The organism is Arthrobacter sp. NPDC093125 (assembly GCF_044754225.1).
Classification (GTDB): Bacteria; Actinomycetota; Actinomycetes; order Actinomycetales; family Micrococcaceae; genus Arthrobacter.
The window spans coordinates 502,436-519,141 of record NZ_JBIVOQ010000001.1; the positions used below are offsets into that span (position 1 = coordinate 502,436).

Below are 16,706 nucleotides of genomic sequence, written 5' to 3' on the forward strand. Positions count from 1 at the left end.
CTACTCCACCGCTCCCGCTGTGGGGACTCCGTTGAAGTCGCCGAAGCCGTCAAACGGGGCGAGGTCCGGGAAGTCGGCTGCCTTGGCGGCCAGTTCGCCGATCCGCTCGCCGTTCAGGGTTGCTGCCGGCTCGATCAGCGACCAGGGGTAGAGCACGAAGGCCCGCCCGGCCGCCCGGGGGTGCGGGAGGGTGAGCTCCGGGTCCTGGCTCTCGACGTCACCATAAACAATGACGTCCACGTCGAGGGTCCGGGGCCCCCAGTGGACCTCCCGGACGCGGTGGTGCTTGTTCTCCACGGACTGGCAGTACCGCAGGAGTTCAAGCGGCTCGAGGGATGTCTCCACGGTGATCACCATGTTGAGGAAATCGGGCTGGCCTTCGGGCCCGCCGACTGCTTTCGTCTGCACCACCGGGGAGACCGCGAGGAGTCTGACTTCCGGCCGGTCCACGAGGTCAGCGACGGCCTCCGTCAGGGTGTCGTTGCGCGCCCCCAGATTGCTGCCGAGGGCCAGGACGGCCCGCGTGTACTTCAGCTGCGCCGGGCTCATGTGCGCTCCCGGAAGACGCTCACCGCGACGTCGCCGAACGGCACCTCGATGGGCGCCTTCGGCTTGTGCACGGTGATCTCCACGGCATTGATCCTGAATTCCTTGAGCAGTCCCTCTGCCATTCTGACGGCCAGGGCCTCGATGAGGTTCAGAGGCTCACCGGTGATCCAGTCCTTGATGCGGCCGGCCACCTCACCGTAATGGGCGGTGTCCCTGACATCGTCGGACGCTGCTGCCTGGCTGAAATCCAGGTGCAGCACGGCGTCCACCACGAACGGCTGGCCCTCGCGGCGCTCGAAATCGAACACCCCGTGGTAGCCGGTGGCTGTGACACCGCTCAGTGAGATCCTGTCCATCGTCTTCCTGCTCAGACCTTCCCGCTTACTGGCCGGACTGCATTAGTTGCCGGGCTGCGGCGCCGCCAGGCGTGCGGCGACCTTCACAGCGTCAAGGCTGGACCCGACGTCGTGCACCCGCACGGCCCAGGCGCCCCGGGCTGCAGTGATCGCCGTGACGGCTGCGGTGGCGGCGTCGCGTTCCTCGGGGAGGGCAGCCTTGCCCGAGACGGTCAGAAGCGTGCCCAGGAAGCGCTTGCGCGACACCCCTACGAGCACCTTGTGGCCCATGGCCTCGAGCCGGTCGAGGTTCCGCAGGAGCTCCCAGTTCTGCTCGTCCGTCTTGGAGAAGCCGATGCCCGGGTCGATGATGACCTGCTCGGGCAGGACTCCGGCGGCGTACAGCTTGTCCCGGACGCCGCTGAGTTCGGCCACGACGTCATCGGCAACGTCCTGGTATTCGGTCAGGGATGTCATGGTCTTCGCGTCGCCGCGTCGGTGGGTCAGCACGTAGGGTGCCTTGCTCCTGGCCACCAGCTCGGCCATGCCGGGCTCGATGCTGAGGCCCGAGACGTCGTTGATGATGGACGCCCCGGCTTCGAGGGCGGCTTCCGCCGTTGAGGTGTGGGTGGTGTCGATGCTGACCAGGGCGCCGGCTTTGACCAGCGCCCCGATGACGGGCAGGACCCGCCGCTGCTCCTCCTCCGGGCTGACTTCCTCTGCGCCCGGGCGCGTCGATTCGCCTCCGACGTCAATGATGTCGGCTCCGGCGTAGAACATCCGGAGGCCGGCGGCGATGGCACTGTCCGCGGTCGGGTGCTTGCCGCCGTCGCTGAATGAGTCCGGCGTGACGTTCAGGACGCCCATCACCAGGGTGCGGCCGGTGGGCAGGTCTTCAAACTTCGCTGCCGGCCGCGGTTTGCGCAGAACGGGCAGCGGGGATGTTGCGGGTCCGGTTCCAGGTGCTGCAGCTAGGGAATCCATAGTCTGTTGTTTACCTTCCGAGTATGAGGCTCATGGCTTCGGCACGGGTGGCCGGGTCATGAAGTTGCCCGCGGACCGCGCTTGTGACGGTTTTGGCCCCGGGCTTGCGGATGCCGCGCATGGACATGCACATGTGTTCGCATTCCACCACCACGATGGCTCCGCGCGGCTTGAGGAATGTGACCAGAGCTTCGACGATCTCCGTGGTGAGCCGTTCCTGGACCTGCGGACGGCGGGCAAAAATGTCCACGAGCCGGGCCAGCTTGCTCAGCCCCGTGACCTTGCCGTCGTGCGACGGGATGTACCCGACATGGGCCATGCCGTGGAATGGCACCAGGTGGTGCTCGCACGTGGAGTAGAACGGGATGTCCTTGACCAGCACCAGTTCCTCGTGCTCCAGGTCGAAGGTGGTGGAAAGAACGGTGGCCGGATCCTGGTGCAGGCCAGCAAAGACCTCGGCGTAGGCCTTGGCGACGCGCTTGGGCGTATCCTGCAGGCCCCCTCGGTCCGGGTCCTCTCCGATGGCCAGCAGGATCTCCCGCACGGCCGCTTCAATGCGCGGCCTGTCTACCTTGTGCTTGCCGTGTCCGCCCGACGCCGAGTGATCGGCGGAGGCGGAAAAGTCGTCGTCGTCGAAGTGAGTCACAGCTAAGAGCTTAGCCGTGGTGGCCGTCGGGGCCCGCTTCGGTGACTTCGCCTTGGAATGTGGCGTCCTCAGGAACTCCCTGCGGATGCGGCGGCAAAGCGTCCAGCGGTTCCTCCAGCCGGGCCTCCTTCGCTTCCTCCTGGGCTTCGCGTTCCGCGCGCTCCTGGCGGGACTCCACGGGACCGGTTTTCTGGACCGGGCGCGTCTCCTTGGACAGCCATACTTCGCGGAAGTCGCGCTTGCGGATGTCACGGAAGACGTCGGCGATCTCCGACTGGTTCAGCGTTTCGCGCTCCAGAAGTTCCAGTGCCAGCCGGTCCAGGACGTCCCGGTTCTCCGTGAGGATGGCGTAGGCCTCGTCGTGCGCCTGGTCGATCAGGCGGCGGACTTCCTCATCCACGATGTAGGCGATCTGGTCCGAGTAGTTGCGCTCGTGGCTGGCGTCGCGGCCGAGGAACGGCTCACCGCCGCCCTGCCCGAGGCGCACAGCACCGACTCGCTCGCTCATGCCGTACTGGGTGACCATCTGGCGGGCCGTAGCCGTGGCCTTCTCGATGTCGTTCGAGGCGCCGGTGGAGGGGTCGTGGAAGACGATCTCTTCGGCGACGCGGCCGCCCATGGCGTACGCCATCTGGTCGAGAAGCTCGTTGCGGGTGACGGAGTACTTGTCGTTTTCCGGGACCACCATGGTGTAGCCCAGGGCACGGCCGCGGGGCAGGATGGTGATCTTGGTGACCGGCGCCGAGTTGCGCAGCGCCGCCGCCACGAGGGCGTGGCCGCCTTCGTGGTAGGCGGTGATCTTGCGCTCGTGTTCCTTCATGACGCGGCTGCGCTTCTGCGGGCCGGCCATGACGCGGTCGATCGCCTCGTCCAGCGCCCGGTCATCGATCAGGTTGGCGTTGGAGCGGGCGGTGAGCAGCGCGGCCTCGTTAAGCACGTTGGCAAGGTCGGCGCCGGTGTAGCCCGGTGTCTTCTTGGCGACGGCTTTGAGGTCCACACCCTGCGCGATCGGCTTGCCCTTGGCGTGCACCTGGAGGATCTGGTCGCGGCCGATCAGGTCCGGGGCTTCCACGGAGACCTGGCGGTCGAAGCGTCCGGGGCGCAGCAGCGCCGGGTCCAGAACGTCGGGCCGGTTGGTGGCGGCGATCAGGATGACGTTGGTCTTGACGTCGAAGCCGTCCATTTCGACGAGCAGCTGGTTAAGGGTCTGCTCGCGCTCGTCGTTGCCGCCGCCGATGCCGGCACCGCGGTGGCGGCCAACGGCGTCGATTTCGTCGACGAAGATGATGGCGGGCGAGTTGGCCTTGGCCTGTTCGAAGAGGTCGCGGACGCGGGAGGCGCCCACACCGACGAACATTTCAACGAAGTCCGAGCCCGAGATGGAGAAGAACGGCACGCCTGCCTCGCCTGCAACGGCGCGGGCCAGGAGTGTCTTGCCGGTGCCCGGAGGGCCGTACAGCAGCACGCCCTTGGGGATCTTGGCGCCCACGGCCTGGAACTTGGCCGGCTCGGCCAGAAATTCCTTGATCTCCTGAAGCTCCTCAACGGCCTCGTCGGCACCGGCGACGTCCGCGAAGGTCACCTGAGGCATGTCCTTATTGACCATCTTGGCCTTGGACTTGCCGAACTGCATGACCTTGGAGCCGCCGCCCTGCATGCGTGAGAGGAGGAACCAGAACAGGAGACCGAGCAGCAGCACCGGGATCAGCAGGGAGAACAGCCCGGACAGCCAGTTGCTCTCTACCGGCTGGTCCGTGTAGCCCTTCGAGGGGTTGGCGTCCGTGACGGCCTTGACCACATCAGGTCCGCGGTCATTGACGAAGAAGAACTGGACGTTCTTGCCCTTGTCCTGACCGTCGATGACGAGGTTGTCCTTCAGGACCAGGTCCACGCGGTTCTCGCCGTCGAAGATCTTTGCCTGTTCAACCTTGCCGCTCTCGGCAAGCAGCTCGAGGCCGGGCTGCGTGTCGATCCGCGTCGCACCGCCCGGAGCCAACGTGGCAAAGGCCAGCAGAAGCATGCCGACCACAACGATGATCCAGATGCCCGGGCCCTTGAAGAAACTCTTTGCTTTCATCTGTTCGGGGGCAGGCCCCGTCCCTCCTGGTAGTGCTGCACGGCGCCTGGTCTGCGCGCGCGTGTGGTGCTGCGTCAGTTCTAGCATTACACCGCCGGAGTAATTCACGCACCGGGTACAGCAAAAGTTCCCTGTGGGCGTAGTCCCCACCGGTATGGGCAGCCTGTGCCGGGGTATAACTTCAGCGATCCCGGGCTGCGTCCGGGGCCAGCGTTGGCCCGTGCCCGCTCGCATTTCTGCACCACTTTGGCCCCCAGCCCGCTCCTACAGCCGCGGGATGACGGGGTCCGGCGAAACTCCGGCACGGTGTCTACCGGCTGCCCTCGGCTGACGCGGACTTCGCCCAGGCCTACGATGCCAACGCGGCCCTCACCTGCATATCCGCAGCGCCGCACTATGGGCTTTGGGCGCTGAAGGAGCCGGCCCGGGCGCACCTGGCGGCCAGCCACCGCCGCCTGCCGGCAGGTGTCTCGGCCCACAGGTTCAACGGAAATATCTCCACGCTGCTCCCGCCGGTGCTTCCGCTCAAAGACGTCCTGGTCCACGCACTCCAGTGCCTGCCCGAGCTGGAAGCCCTTGTGATGGTCGAGTGCTCCACGGTTGCCTGATCGTGGAAATCGACGGTGTGGGCTTCCACCTGAACAAACCCCAGTTCAAGAAGGACATCCGGCGGAACAACGTAGGCGCGGCTGGCGGGTACCGGGTGCTGCGCTACCTATACGAGGACGTGGTGCGTGCATCACCCGGAGAAAATGCTGGAACAGATCCGGCTGGCTCTCGCCACTCCCCCGCGCACGGCCCGCTACCTTCAGCAGAACCGGCCCCAGCGCCCCGACTCTCACCCGCGGAGCCCACTCGAGCCGCAATTTTGCACCACTTTGCCTGGCATAGTCGCAGCTCCGCCGCCCTCGGGGCCCGTGTTCAGCGGGTTCGACGGCGGCGGAGTCACAGAAAGAGGTGCAAAAATGCGAAGCCCGGCGAAGTGGAGGGCCTGAAGAGGAGTGTTGGAAGCCTAGAGGTCCTTGCAGGACGGCTTATTCGTAAACGTGGGGCGCCAGGGTACCCACGAAGTCGAGGTTGCGGTACTTCTCCGCGTAGTCGAGGCCGTAGCCCACCACGAACTCATTGGGAATGTCGAAGCCTACGTACTTGACGTCGATCTCCACCTTGGCGGCCGTCGGCTTGCGGAAGGCCGTGCAGATTTCCACGGATGCGGTGCCGCGGGATTCGAGGTTGGTCTTGAGCCAGGACAGGGTGAGGCCGGAGTCGATGATGTCCTCGACGATGAGCACGTCCTTGCCCATCAGGTCGGTGTCGAGGTCCTTGAGGATGCGCACCACGCCGGAGGACTGCGTGCCCGAGCCGTAGGAGGATACGGCCATCCAGTCCATGGAGATGTGCGAGTGCAGTGCCCGGGCCAGGTCTGCCATGACCATGACGGCGCCCTTGAGCACACCGACGATCAGGATGTCGCGGCCCTCGTAGTCCTTGTCAATCTGCGCCGCGAGCTCAGTGATGCGCTGCTGGATCTGTTCCTTGGAGTAGAGAACGTGCTTGAGGTCTGCCTGGACGTCGGATGAATCCACCAAATGCTCCTGTGTAGATGCGGGTGTCTAGATGCTGGTGCGACTATAAACGGGTCGGTTTGGAAAGCCGGAATACTAGCTTCCCACAGCGTGCGCCTCCTCGGGGACCTGCGGCTCCGGCGGAAGCCTCCTTCGTTAGAGCGCCCGCCTCGTCCCCGGCCTCCATGCCCTCCCGGGCTTCCGCCTCCAGCTGCGCCAGCGAAAGCCGGTAGACGCTCACACTCCCGGGCAGCTCGACCGGACCCGCGGATCCTTTCCGACGCAGCAGCGCTTCTGCGGCCTGGAGCCGCTGGTAGCTGGGCTGTTGACCTCCGACGTCGGCCGCGGCCTTGGCAATCAACCGGAACCGGATGGCCGGGGCGAGTTCGGTCAAGGCCTCTTCCGGCAGGCTGATGTCCCGGCCGGACCGCTCGGCGAGTGCGGAGAACGTGCTCTCCGCCACCTCGTCCAGATAGTCCGCGTCCTGTTGCAGGATGGCGGCTGTCCGGGCCAGGGATTCGGCAACGCCGGGTCCGAGTTTTTCCTCCAGCAGGGGCATGACCTCCACTCTGGTCCGCGACCGGGCGAAGGAGGGGTCCGCGTTGCTGGGGTCATGCCAGGGATCGAGTTCCTCGGCCCGGCAGATCTCCAGGGTTTCCGCCCTGCGCAGCCCAAGGAAGGGCCGCAGCAGCTTGCCGCGCACCGGCCGCATGCCGGCCAGGGAGCGGGTGCCGGAACCGCGGGCCAGCCCCAGCAGCACCTGTTCCGCCTGGTCATCGAGCGTGTGGCCGAGCAGAACCGCACCAGCATTCCATTCCTCGGCGGCCGCTTCCAGCGCGGCATGGCGGGCGTCCCGGGCCGCCGCCTCCGGCCCGAATCCGCCGGCGGCAACATCGACAGCACGCACCAGCACCGGGTTGAGGCCGAGCTCCTTGAGGGATTCGGCAGTCCGGGCAGCCACATCCGCAGACCCCGCCTGCAGCTGGTGATCCACCACCACCGCGCCTACGGCCACGGGATGACCGTCCACGTGTCCGCGGCGCGCAAAGTAGGCAGCTACCGCGGCTAGGGCCAACGAATCAGGTCCACCGCTGCACGCGACGAGGATCCGGTCCGGATAACCCACCTCGGCCAGGGCGTCCTGCAGCATTTTCCGCGCGGTGCCGACGACCGGCACGAGGCGGCCCGGCCGCCGTCGTCCGCTTCGGAGGGGACCCGCCAGGGCTCCGCCGGTAGTGTCCTGCACGGGAATTAGAACCCCATCCTGTCCAGCCAGATCCTGGCGTCGTGGATTTCCGGCTCGGTGGGAAGATTCGCGGCGGAGTCCCAGACCCGATTGAAGCCCTCCATACCGGCGACATCCACCACGGCGCGTACGAACTTGGCGCCGTCGCTGTACTGGCGCATTTTCGCGTCGAGGCCCAGCAGGTTGCGGATGAACTTCTCGATGACGCCCCGGTCCTTGCCGCGCTCGTTGAAGCGCTGCCGGATGGTCTTCACGGAAGGCACGATGCTTGCGTCGACAGCGTCCATCACCACGTTGGCGTGCCCCTCGAGCAGGCTCATCACGGCCGTGAGACGGGACAGTGCCTCTTTTTCCTCGGGCTTCTGCAGAAGGTCCAGGATGGCTCCCCTGCCGGGGGTGTCGCCTGTCATCGACCTGTCCTTCAGGGACCGGGCTGCCGCTGACGCCCGCTCCATCAGCGAGTCGACGTTGCCGAGGAGATGGCTGCTGAGATTGTCGATCTCATTCAGCATGTGGTGCCGGAGCCAGGGCGCAGCAGCGAACTGCACCCTGTGGGTCTGTTCGTGCAGGCAGACCCACAGCCGAAAGTCCTCGGGCGTCACGTTCAGCTCGCGCTCCACGGCAATGATGTTCGGGGCGACGAGAAGCAGCCGGCCGCCGGAGGGGGCGCCGGAACCTTCCGCGAGCGCTGCGAAGGGATCGTACTGCCCCAGCACCTTGCTTGAAAGGAACGCAAGCACGGCGCCGAGCTGGCTGCCGGTGATGGCGCCGCTGACGCTCGCCGCGCCGGGGCTGATGGTTCCCTTGCGGTTCTCCACCATCCGGTCGATGGCCGGCTTGAGCATAACGGCGAAGCTTTGGGTGTTCGCCCTTGACCAGGACGCGCGGTCCACCACGAGGACGGAGGAGTCCCGCAGATCACGGGCGGCTTCCAGCCCGGTGATGTGATGCACGTGTGGAACCGACGCATCGGCTGCTGCACGGAGCTGGTCGACGGCGTCGCCGATCTCCCTCGGACTCAAGGAAGGTCCGGGCGGGGCCAGCCGGGCGGCAGCGGACGCGGCAAGTTCCCAATTGATCAGGGCTGGGGCAGAGGTCTGGCCTGCGGCCGATGTCTGGCCTGCTGTTGACTCCATACGATCCATCAGATCACACGCCCCTGAAATTGCGCCTTAAGTTCGCCCACCGGCGAACCGGCATGGCGAACCGGCGCGTGGAACCGGAATTGGGATCGGGCAGCCAGCTGTCAGGCAGTCCGCCGGCCCTGCCGCGGGCACATCCCCCGGCCCAACCGCGGGATGCCCTCCCGGTCTAACGGCAGCCGCAGGCGGCCAGCACCGTCGCCGACGCGTCCAGCGCCAGTTTGTTGCCGGCGGCACCCGGCGTCAGGCCGTTGCCGATGAAGGAGAACACCAGGAGCCGGCCGTCGGCATCCACGACGTACCCGCTCAGCGCGATCACAGTGTTCAGCGTTCCGGTTTTGGCGCGGACCAGTCCGGCGCCCTCCGCACTGGACGCGTCAACGTACCTGTCCCCCAGCGTTCCGGTAAGGCCTGCGACGGGGAACCCCGCCAGCGCTGCACGCAGCCGGGCATCCTGGCCGGCCGCGATGGCGCGCACGACCTCGGAGAACTGGCGGGCCGACACCTGGTTGGCAAGGGCCAGCCCGGAAACATCGGCCACAATCATGCCGTCGGTGGGCACGCCGAGACCTGCGAGCTGCTGCAGCACGGCGGCTGCGGCGCCTTCGTTGCTGGCCGGCTGCCCGGTTGCGGCAGCAGCCATCCTGCCCAGGGCCTCGGCCAGGTAGTTGTCGGAAGTCTGGAGCATGTGGTCGACCTGCCGGCTGACAGTCGCGGATTGCACCTCACCCAGAACGGCGGCGTCCGGCGCCGCTTTCCCCTCCAGACGTCCGACGGCGGGCGCCACCTGCAGTCCCGCGGCGGCACCGGCCGCCGTGAGCTGGGCGGCGAACGCCTCGCCCGCGGCCAGGGCTGAGTCCTGCGGGCGGGGGCCAGCGGTGACGGCCGGATCGAAGCGCGCCGAATTCAGGGCGAGCGGAAAGAGCGGGGCCATCTCGCCGGCAGCGACGTCGTCCGGGCTCCAGGCAGTGTTGAGGGGCGCGCCGGTAAAGAGGGAGTCGTCCACCAGGACGTCCACCCTGCCGCGGAACCCGTCTTGGCGCAGGGACTCCACGGTCAGTTTGGCGAGAGTGGCCAGTCCGGCATGGCCCAGCACCTTGTCCTTGGCGGACTCGCCTGCAGTGAGGAGGACGTCTCCGCCGCCCACCAGCACCACCGTCCTCGAATTGGAACTTGCCGCGCCCGACTTTGCGCCGGGTGCCGGGCCTGCCACTGCTTTGGTGCTGAACCGCGTCTCCGGTCCGATGGCCTTCAGTGCGGCCGCGGCGGTGAGCAGCTTCATGTTGGATGCCGGGATCCTGCTGGCGGCGCCGTTCCGGTCGAACAGCACTTTGCCCGTGACGGCGTCCTGGACTACCCCCGTAAAGGTGCCGCCGCCGTCGGTCTTCAGAACCGGGTTCAGCTTGGCCGCGACCTGCGCAGGCAAGGGAATGGGCGCTGACGTGCTGAGCGGATCAATCCCTTGGGGAACAGACAGCTCCTTCGGCAAGAGCTGCCACGCAGGGGTCTGCACCGGAGCCGCCATCGTCGGGGCCTGGCCCGTCAGCGCGGGGGCAATCAGCATCCCGGCGGGAATGGCCAGGGCGGCGAGCAGGACCGTAAGGAGCAGGGTGGGCCAGGCCCGGAGCAGCACGCCGATGCCGGCACTACGCGGACCGCTGCGTCTTCTGCCGATCCTGGCGCGGCCGGTTGCCTTGCCTGTGGTGCCCCTCATGCCGCTGGTCCTCAAAGTCCTGAAATTACCCCATTAGTTCCTGAAACCTGGGCCTCTCGCTATATCCTCAATAGTAGTCGGCGGCAGCGACAGCCCTTTTTCGTTGAATCTAAATGGATGCCAGCGTGCCGCAAACACCCAAGCAATCGTCGAGGAGCATTCCATGAAGCATGACGTGACCATCGAGATTCCCAAGGGATCGCGCGTCAAGTACGAAGTCGACCACGAGACCGGCCGCGTCCGCCTGGACCGCGTTCTCTTCACTTCCATGCAGTACCCCACCCACTACGGCTTCTTCGAGAACACCCTCGGCGAAGACGGCGACCCGCTGGACGCACTGGTGCTGCTGCAGGACTTCGATCTGCACCCGGGCGTCATCGTTGAGGCCCGCCCCATCGGCGTCTTCAACATGACCGACGACGGCGGCGGTGACGCCAAGGTCCTCTGCGTGCCGGCCGATCCCCGGTTCGACCACATCCAGGAAGTCAGCGACGTCAGCGAGTTCCTGATCAAGGAAATCGAGCACTTCTTCACCCGCTACAAGGACCTGGAGCCCGGCAAGTGGGTCAAGGCCGAGGGCTGGGCCGACCGTGCCGCCGCAGAGGCAGAGCTCGAGGCCTCCATCAAGCGCTACGTGCCTGCAGCACACTAACGTTCCCCAGCACGACGGCGGCTGTGCGGTTCCAAGCGGACCGCACCAGCCGCCGTCGTAATTTAACCGGCTGAATTTCGCTGCCAGGCCACGCCGGAACGACCGGCGCCGTTACGCAAATGTGACTTTTACCGGGTTCGTGGGATAGCCTCTTCCGGTGCCTTGGTTTCCGTCGGGGCACTCCCGGGAGGAATGCCGAGCCCTGCCGCTGACCGGGATCCGTTCGCAATATCCAACTGGCAGGGACGGGGGAACCACGTCTTTACCGTCCTTGGTTTCCAAGGACTTGGGGTTAAGTCCTGTCGCTCCCTTTCGCAAGGGACGCAGGACCGGGTGACCTCCCATCCGAACCCGACAGCTCACCCCGCAGGCATGGGAGAGGCAAAATCCATGTCACGTAAGACCATGTCCGCGCGCCACCGCGCCACCCCGACTCAGTCCATCGCTTTGCAGGGACTGTCCTATTCTCTGAAGTCCAACGCATCATCCATGGCCCGGCCGGCCGCCGCCGTCGCCGCCGCTTCAGGCCTTGTCTTCGGCGTCGGAGCCCCCGCCATGGCCGGCGCCAACGCTCCAGAGACATCGGGTACCGCCAGCGTCCAAGCCCAGACCGCAGCTCACGCTCCGGCACCTGCTGCGCCTGCCGCATCCGGCGCCACCCACACGGTTGCGCCAGGCGACACCCTCGGCGCGATCTCTGCACAGCACGGCGTTGCCCTGAACGCCGTCCTGTCTGCCAACGGGCTGTCCCTGTCCTCGGTGATCTACCCAGGTGACCAGATCGTGATTCCGGGCGCCGCACACGCTGCACCGGCTCCACAGGCGGCCGCTCCGGCCGCTCCGGCTGCCCCTGCTGTTCCGCACGCCGCTCCGGCAGCACCCCAGCAGGCCAGCATGGGCATTTACCACGCTTCCGCGTCCATCAAGCCGGCTTCGACCAAGACGGCATCCTCCACCACCCCGGCCAGCGGAGTCGGCGGCGCGCTCGTGGCATCCGCCCGTGCACAGCTGGGAGCTACCCAGGACTGCACCATCCTGGTGGAGCAGGCACTGCGCTCGATCGGCAAGCAGGTGGGCGATCTTGCGCCCATGCAGTTCCACCAGTACGGAACCCCGGTTTCAAACCCGCAGCCCGGCGACCTGATCATCAGCTCCGGCCACGTTGCCATCTACATCGGGAACGGGCAGGCCATCAGCAGTGGCATGAACGGCGTCAACGAAACCATCGTTCACCCGACCTCCTGGCTGACAGGAACGAGCTACGTGCGCGTCAACGCCTAAGCGTCAGTTCAAACACACCAGCGGCAGGTGCTACGGCGCCTGCCGCTGCTGTTTCCGCATACGGGCAGCGGAAGCTTTGCGCTCCGGGAATAACAGCAGCTCGGGGCGGGGACAAGAATTCCAGCACGGACAACTCTCCTGGTTCGGGTGGGACAAACTTGTCTCGCAGCGACCAGCAGGTAGTGTGATTCACGATGTTCACGCTGACTATCAACCAAACAGACAGCCGGCGCGACGGCGACCGGGTCCCGCAACTGCTCAAGGACCTCCGGCATATCCCCGCGCGCCTCGACTTCGATCGGTCGGTCGAGGACGAGGTCCAGGGGATAGTGGACTGTCCCCACCAGGCAGTGGACGCCGCCCTGGTCGCCCTTCGATGCGGCAGCTGGTACGTGGGACTCGGCGTGGGGCCGGTAAACGAACCGCTGCCCAACCAGATCAAGGATGCCGGCGGCCACAGCCTCATCTACGCCCGCCGGGCGGTGGACAGGCTCCGCAACAGCAAGGAGCGGATTCCCGTGGCCGTCGAGGGTCCCTATGCCGATATGGCGGCCGAGTGCGAGGCGATTCTTCGGCTGCTGGGCCACATTGTGCGCGACCGCAGCCAGGCCGAATGGCGGGTCCTGGACCTGCTGACCCCGGGCGTGCGCGGACAGCAGAAGGCAGTGGCCGCCGAGCTCGGCATCACCTCGCAGGCGGTCAGCAAGGCGGTGGCCCGGTCCCAGTGGAACGAGGAGCACGCGGCCCGCCCCGCAGCGGCACGGCTGCTCTCGCTCATCCTCGAAGTGCGGTAGCAGCGCTCCTGCCGCAGGAAGATTCCTCAGACAGCATTGGAGCGTCGCGAAAGACCAGGCGGAACTACAGGAGGCTGTGCAGAACGTGGGCGGCGCCGTCGTCGTACACGGACTTGGTGACCTCATCCGCGGCGGCAACCACCTCTTCCGGGGCCTGCCCCATCGCGACGCCGCGGTTCGCCCAGGCAAGCATCTCGATATCGTTGCGGCCGTCGCCGACCGCCACAGTCCTGGACGGATCGACACCAAGCCGGGTACGGAGGTTTTCCAAGGCGCTGGCCTTGGTGACGCCCGCCGCGGCGATGTCCAGCCATGCCGTCCAGCCCACAGAGTAGGTGACGCCGGCGAGACCGATGTGCTCGATGGCCTCGTTGAACTCCTCGGGGGTGTTCTCTGCGCTGAACACCACGACGCGCACCGCAGTGGCCTCCACCATGGTCTGGAAGTCGACGCCGATGGCTTCGACGCCGAAACTCGCGTCCTGGAAGCGCTCCGTCGACAGGAAGTTGCCGTCCTCGTCCTCGAGCGCGTACTTGGCAGTGGGAAGCCGCTTGCGCAGCGCGCGAAGGGCAGGTCCGGGATCGAACGTGGCCTTGTGGATGATCTCGTAGCCGTCGGTCAGCTCCGGATGCAGGCGCAGGGTGACGCCGCCGTTGCAGCAGACGGCGAAGCCGCGGTCGATGCCAATCTGCTCGATGATTGGCAGTGTCGCGTTGAGCGACCTTCCGGTCGCGATCATCACCTCATGCCCGGCAGCGACCACCGCCTGCGCGGCTTCGCGGACCGGCGCTGACATGTGGCCGTCGTGGTCCACGAGTGTTCCGTCAACGTCCAGGGCAATCATGAGCTTCTGGGATGCTTCTCGCTGGTCTTCGCTGCCAGCGGCTGAGGATTCAGTCAGGATAGTCATGCCCAATAGTAGACCAAACCCTGCTGACGGCCGCTAGGACACAGGCCACAGGAAGTATGAACGCAGCGTTAAGACTTAGGGCCGTTGCGACACGACAGCGCCGTGGCTACAGAACAGGCAGGACCTGCAGTCCGCCGAGGTATTTCTGCAGCGCCTCGGGAACGTTGACCGAGCCGTCCGGGTTCTGGTGGTGCTCCAGGATCGCCACAATCCAACGGGTGGTGGCGAGGGTCCCGTTCAGCGTGGCCACTGCACGGGTTCCCTTAGGCGTGCCGTCCTCGCTGAACACGCGTTCGCGGATGTTGAGGCGGCGGGCCTGGAAGGTGGTGCAGTTGGACGTGGACGTGAGCTCCCGGTAGGCGCCCTGGGTGGGGACCCAGGCCTCGCAGTCATACTTGCGGGCAGCGGACATGCCGAGGTCCCCGGCCGCCGTGTCGATCACGCGGTAGGGAAGCTCGCACTTGCCCAGCATCTGCTCCTCCCAGGCCAGCAGGCGCTCGTGCTCCGCCGCTGCCTCTTCAACAGTGGTGTAGATGAACATCTCCACCTTGTTGAACTGGTGCACACGGATGATGCCGCGGGTGTCCTTGCCGTGGGATCCGGCCTCACGCCGGTAGCAGGAGCTCTGACCCGCGAACCGGATGGGTCCGGCACTCAGATCGAGAATTTCGTCGGCATGGTAGCCGGCCAGCGGCACTTCGGAGGTCCCCACAAGGTAAAGGTCGTCTTCGGCGAGACGGTAGATCTCGGCGTCGTGCTTGACGTCGAAGCCGGTGCCCTGCATGGTCTCGGGGCGTACCAGGGTGGGGGTGATCATGGGAATGAAGCCGGCCTCGATGGCCTGGTCCATGGCCATCTGCAGCAGGGCCATCTCCAGCCGGGCGCCGACGCCACGAAGGAAGTAGAAGCGTGAACCGGACACCTTGGCGCCGCGCTCCATGTCGATGGCGCCGATCAGCTCACCGATCTCCAGGTGGTCCCGTGGCTCGAAGTCGGGGAATTCACGCGGCGTGCCGACGGTCTTGACGACGATGTAGTCATCCTCGCCGCCCTCGGGGACGCCGTCCTCAATGAGGTTGGGGATGGTGCGCAGCAGTTCTTCCTGCTTGGCCTGTGCAGCATCAGCTTCCGCTGACGCGGCCTTGACCGCCCCTGCCAGCTCGCGGACCTCGGCGAGAAGCGCCTGCTTTTCCTCACCCTTGGCCTGGGCCACCTTCTTGCCGAACACGTTCTGTTCCGCGCGGAGGCTTTCATACCGGATCAGCGCCGCACGGCGGGCGGTGTCGGCATCGATGATCGCGTCCACCACGGTTTCGTCCGCACCGCGGGCACGCTGGCTGGCACGGTACTTGTCCGGGTTTTCGCTGAGGTCTTTTACGTCGATCACCAGACAAGAGTATCGAATGTGCAGGCCGCCCCGGAGGCGGGGCGCGGCGGGATAGTGTTGAAGCACCATGAGCGACCTGTTTCTTTACATCCTGATCGCCGGGGCTCTGGCTTTTGCCATCTCCAGCTGGTGGGGTGTGCGCAGCCTCAAGGCTTTGCATGCGCGGAGCCCCGTGCGCGAGGATCCCCACGCCCATGGCCTGGAGCGCCAGCGGGTCGCGGTGGTGCTGAACCCGGTCAAGGCAAAGGCAGCCGAGGCCCGCGCCACCATTCAGCGCGCCTGCCTCACGGCAGGCTGGGATGAGCCGCGGTTTTATGAGACGACGGTGGAGGACCCGGGACACTCGCAGGTGCGCGCCGCGCTTGCCTACGGGGCCGACGTCGTTCTCGTGGGCGGCGGGGACGGCACGGTGCGCGTGGTGGCTGAGTCGCTGGCGCACACCGGCGTGGCGATGGGTCTCATTCCGCTCGGCACAGGAAACCTGCTGGCGCGCAACGTGAACCTGGACCTGTACGACCTCCACGGCAGCGTCCAGACGGCCCTCTTCGGCCATCAGCGCTTCATCGATACTGCCCGGATGGGGATCGAGAACTCCCAGACCGGCCGGTCATCGAACCACGCGTTTCTGGTGATTGCGGGCATCGGCATGGATGCGGAGGTGGTGGGCGACACCAACGACGGGCTGAAGCGGACCGTCGGATGGCTCGCCTACACCGAAGCAGGGGTGCGGCACCTGACGGGACGCCGGAAGAAGGTGTCGATTTCGCTTGACGGCCAGCCCGAACAGACCCGCAAGATCCGCAGTGTCCTGTTCGCCAACTGCGGTCTGGTTCCGGGCGGCATCGACCTGATCCCCCAGGCCATGATCGACGACGGGATGCTGGACGTGGTGGTCATGAGCCCGCGGAGCGCGGTGGGGTGGCTGGCGATGTACGCCAAAATCGTGTTCAAGCACAAGCGCCACCTGCCCGTGATGAGCGTTTACCGCTCCGGGAAGATTGTGATCAGGTGTCCGGAACCTATGCCGACACAGCTGGACGGCGATATCACCGGGGAGGCCACGAAGGTGACAGTTCAGGTGGATCCAGGATCCCTGCTGATCAGGGTCAGGGCACTGCCCGGCATCACCCAGGGCGGCAGTCCCGCTTAGGCGGACTTGGCGGTGCCTGCATTCTTGGCGGCTTCTGCGGCCCGGGCAGCTGCGCGGGCCTCCGACTGTTCGCGGATCATTGCTTGCTCTTCTTCGAAGCGCAGGCGGTCAGCCCGGTCCGCGTCGTCCCCGTCCCAGTCCTGGTTTTCCGAGGTCGGCTTGGGGTTGACGATCATCCCCTGGCCGTCGTTGTCGGTTCTGGTGTTATCTGACATGACCCGCTCCTTCTGTTGGGGCCACCTCCTGTTTGATCAGGCAAGCATACGCACAGTCC

16 protein-coding genes and 1 riboswitch are annotated in these 16,706 nt (G+C 66.3%); of the genes, 4 read left to right on the forward strand and 12 right to left on the reverse strand.

The genetic code is table 11. The features are described 5' to 3' along the window. The 9 genes from folK to dacB all read right to left on the reverse strand — a co-directional run bounded on the left by folK (position 1) and on the right by dacB (position 10,258). Positions 1 to 549, reverse strand: a complete 549-nt coding sequence (folK, locus tag ACIP9X_RS02310) for a 2-amino-4-hydroxy-6-hydroxymethyldihydropteridine diphosphokinase (protein ID WP_400478099.1) — start codon at positions 547 to 549, stop codon at positions 1 to 3. Further along, positions 546 to 905: a dihydroneopterin aldolase gene (gene folB, locus ACIP9X_RS02315; protein ID WP_400478100.1), complete on the reverse strand. Its 360-nt coding sequence runs from the start codon at positions 903 to 905 to the stop codon at positions 546 to 548. Before folB ends, folK begins: the two co-directional genes overlap by 4 nt. Before the next feature lie 42 nt (positions 906 to 947). Further along, positions 948 to 1,868 carry a dihydropteroate synthase gene (gene folP, locus ACIP9X_RS02320; RefSeq protein ID WP_400478101.1) on the reverse strand — a complete coding sequence of 307 codons (921 nt, stop codon included), beginning with the start codon at positions 1,866 to 1,868 and terminating at the stop codon, positions 948 to 950. A gap of 10 nt (positions 1,869 to 1,878) precedes the next feature. Continuing rightward, positions 1,879 to 2,514 carry a GTP cyclohydrolase I FolE gene (folE, locus tag ACIP9X_RS02325; RefSeq protein WP_400478102.1) on the reverse strand — a complete coding sequence of 212 codons (636 nt, stop codon included), beginning with the start codon at positions 2,512 to 2,514 and terminating at the stop codon, positions 1,879 to 1,881. A gap of 10 nt (positions 2,515 to 2,524) precedes the next feature. Then, a complete protein-coding gene (gene ftsH, locus ACIP9X_RS02330; protein WP_400478103.1) occupies positions 2,525 to 4,591 on the reverse strand; it encodes an ATP-dependent zinc metalloprotease FtsH in 2,067 nt (688 codons plus the stop codon). A gap of 1,034 nt (positions 4,592 to 5,625) precedes the next feature. After that, positions 5,626 to 6,177, reverse strand: a complete 552-nt coding sequence (gene hpt, locus ACIP9X_RS02335; RefSeq protein WP_400478104.1) for a hypoxanthine phosphoribosyltransferase — start codon at positions 6,175 to 6,177, stop codon at positions 5,626 to 5,628. Positions 6,178 to 6,220: 43 nt separating this feature from the next. Then, complete coding sequence (tilS, locus tag ACIP9X_RS02340) at positions 6,221 to 7,306, reverse strand: tRNA lysidine(34) synthetase TilS (protein WP_400478524.1); 1,086 nt, start codon at positions 7,304 to 7,306, stop codon at positions 6,221 to 6,223. A 101-nt stretch (positions 7,307 to 7,407) separates the two neighbouring features. Continuing rightward, a complete protein-coding gene (locus ACIP9X_RS02345) occupies positions 7,408 to 8,538 on the reverse strand; it encodes a zinc-dependent metalloprotease (RefSeq protein ID WP_400478105.1) in 1,131 nt (376 codons plus the stop codon). A gap of 175 nt (positions 8,539 to 8,713) precedes the next feature. Continuing rightward, positions 8,714 to 10,258: a D-alanyl-D-alanine carboxypeptidase/D-alanyl-D-alanine-endopeptidase gene (gene dacB, locus ACIP9X_RS02350; RefSeq protein ID WP_400478106.1), complete on the reverse strand. Its 1,545-nt coding sequence runs from the start codon at positions 10,256 to 10,258 to the stop codon at positions 8,714 to 8,716. 163 nt (positions 10,259 to 10,421) lie between these two features. Here dacB and ACIP9X_RS02355 point away from each other — a divergent pair, with 163 nt between their 5' ends. The 3 genes from ACIP9X_RS02355 (at position 10,422) to ACIP9X_RS02365 (ending at position 12,985) form a co-directional block, all read left to right on the forward strand. Beyond that, complete coding sequence (locus tag ACIP9X_RS02355; protein ID WP_214968320.1) at positions 10,422 to 10,910, forward strand: inorganic diphosphatase; 489 nt, start codon at positions 10,422 to 10,424, stop codon at positions 10,908 to 10,910. Positions 10,911 to 11,101: 191 nt separating this feature from the next. Next, a riboswitch (cyclic di-AMP (ydaO/yuaA leader) is annotated at positions 11,102 to 11,298 on the forward strand. Positions 11,299 to 11,300: 2 nt separating this feature from the next. Continuing rightward, entirely contained in the window at positions 11,301 to 12,191 is an 891-nt protein-coding gene (locus ACIP9X_RS02360; protein ID WP_400478107.1) for a LysM peptidoglycan-binding domain-containing protein, read from the forward strand. A gap of 194 nt (positions 12,192 to 12,385) precedes the next feature. Then, positions 12,386 to 12,985 carry a hypothetical protein gene (locus ACIP9X_RS02365; RefSeq protein WP_400478108.1) on the forward strand — a complete coding sequence of 200 codons (600 nt, stop codon included), beginning with the start codon at positions 12,386 to 12,388 and terminating at the stop codon, positions 12,983 to 12,985. 64 nt (positions 12,986 to 13,049) lie between these two features. On the opposite strand, the gene ACIP9X_RS02370 is transcribed toward ACIP9X_RS02365, so the two are convergent. Next, positions 13,050 to 13,895, reverse strand: a complete 846-nt coding sequence (locus tag ACIP9X_RS02370) for an HAD family hydrolase (protein ID WP_400478109.1) — start codon at positions 13,893 to 13,895, stop codon at positions 13,050 to 13,052. A gap of 106 nt (positions 13,896 to 14,001) precedes the next feature. Then, the gene (gene serS, locus ACIP9X_RS02375; RefSeq protein ID WP_400478110.1) at positions 14,002 to 15,282 is read right to left on the reverse strand and encodes a serine--tRNA ligase; all 1,281 of its coding nucleotides are present in this window, start codon (positions 15,280 to 15,282) and stop codon (positions 14,002 to 14,004) included. Positions 15,283 to 15,349: 67 nt separating this feature from the next. Here serS and ACIP9X_RS02380 point away from each other — a divergent pair, with 67 nt between their 5' ends. Then, positions 15,350 to 16,432, forward strand: a complete 1,083-nt coding sequence (locus ACIP9X_RS02380) for a diacylglycerol/lipid kinase family protein (RefSeq protein WP_400478111.1) — start codon at positions 15,350 to 15,352, stop codon at positions 16,430 to 16,432. On the opposite strand, the gene ACIP9X_RS02385 is transcribed toward ACIP9X_RS02380, so the two are convergent. Further along, positions 16,429 to 16,647, reverse strand: coding sequence for a hypothetical protein (locus ACIP9X_RS02385; RefSeq protein ID WP_400478112.1), 219 nt, complete (start codon positions 16,645 to 16,647; stop codon positions 16,429 to 16,431). The two genes, ACIP9X_RS02380 and ACIP9X_RS02385, sit on opposite strands and share 4 nt — an antisense overlap. Between the last annotated feature and the right edge of the window lie 59 nt (positions 16,648 to 16,706).

Bases quoted from the DNA above. Each gene is read 5' to 3' on its own strand.
- ACIP9X_RS02380 (WP_400478111.1), top strand. From the start codon at position 15,350: ATGAGCGACCTGTTTCTTTACATCCTGATCGCCGGGGCTCTGGCTTTT.
- ACIP9X_RS02360 (WP_400478107.1), top strand. From the start codon at position 11,301: ATGTCACGTAAGACCATGTCCGCGCGCCACCGCGCCACCCCGACTCAG.
- ACIP9X_RS02385 (WP_400478112.1), bottom strand. From the start codon at position 16,647: ATGTCAGATAACACCAGAACCGACAACGACGGCCAGGGGATGATCGTC.
- dacB (WP_400478106.1), bottom strand. From the start codon at position 10,258: ATGAGGGGCACCACAGGCAAGGCAACCGGCCGCGCCAGGATCGGCAGA.
- ACIP9X_RS02345 (WP_400478105.1), bottom strand. From the start codon at position 8,538: ATGGAGTCAACAGCAGGCCAGACATCGGCCGCAGGCCAGACCTCTGCC.
- ACIP9X_RS02365 (WP_400478108.1), top strand. From the start codon at position 12,386: ATGTTCACGCTGACTATCAACCAAACAGACAGCCGGCGCGACGGCGAC.
- ACIP9X_RS02370 (WP_400478109.1), bottom strand. From the start codon at position 13,895: ATGACTATCCTGACTGAATCCTCAGCCGCTGGCAGCGAAGACCAGCGA.
- folP (WP_400478101.1), bottom strand. From the start codon at position 1,868: ATGGATTCCCTAGCTGCAGCACCTGGAACCGGACCCGCAACATCCCCG.
- folK (WP_400478099.1), bottom strand. From the start codon at position 549: ATGAGCCCGGCGCAGCTGAAGTACACGCGGGCCGTCCTGGCCCTCGGC.
- ftsH (WP_400478103.1), bottom strand. From the start codon at position 4,591: ATGAAAGCAAAGAGTTTCTTCAAGGGCCCGGGCATCTGGATCATCGTT.
- folB (WP_400478100.1), bottom strand. From the start codon at position 905: ATGGACAGGATCTCACTGAGCGGTGTCACAGCCACCGGCTACCACGGG.
- tilS (WP_400478524.1), bottom strand. From the start codon at position 7,306: ATGCTGCAGGACGCCCTGGCCGAGGTGGGTTATCCGGACCGGATCCTC.
- ACIP9X_RS02355 (WP_214968320.1), top strand. From the start codon at position 10,422: ATGAAGCATGACGTGACCATCGAGATTCCCAAGGGATCGCGCGTCAAG.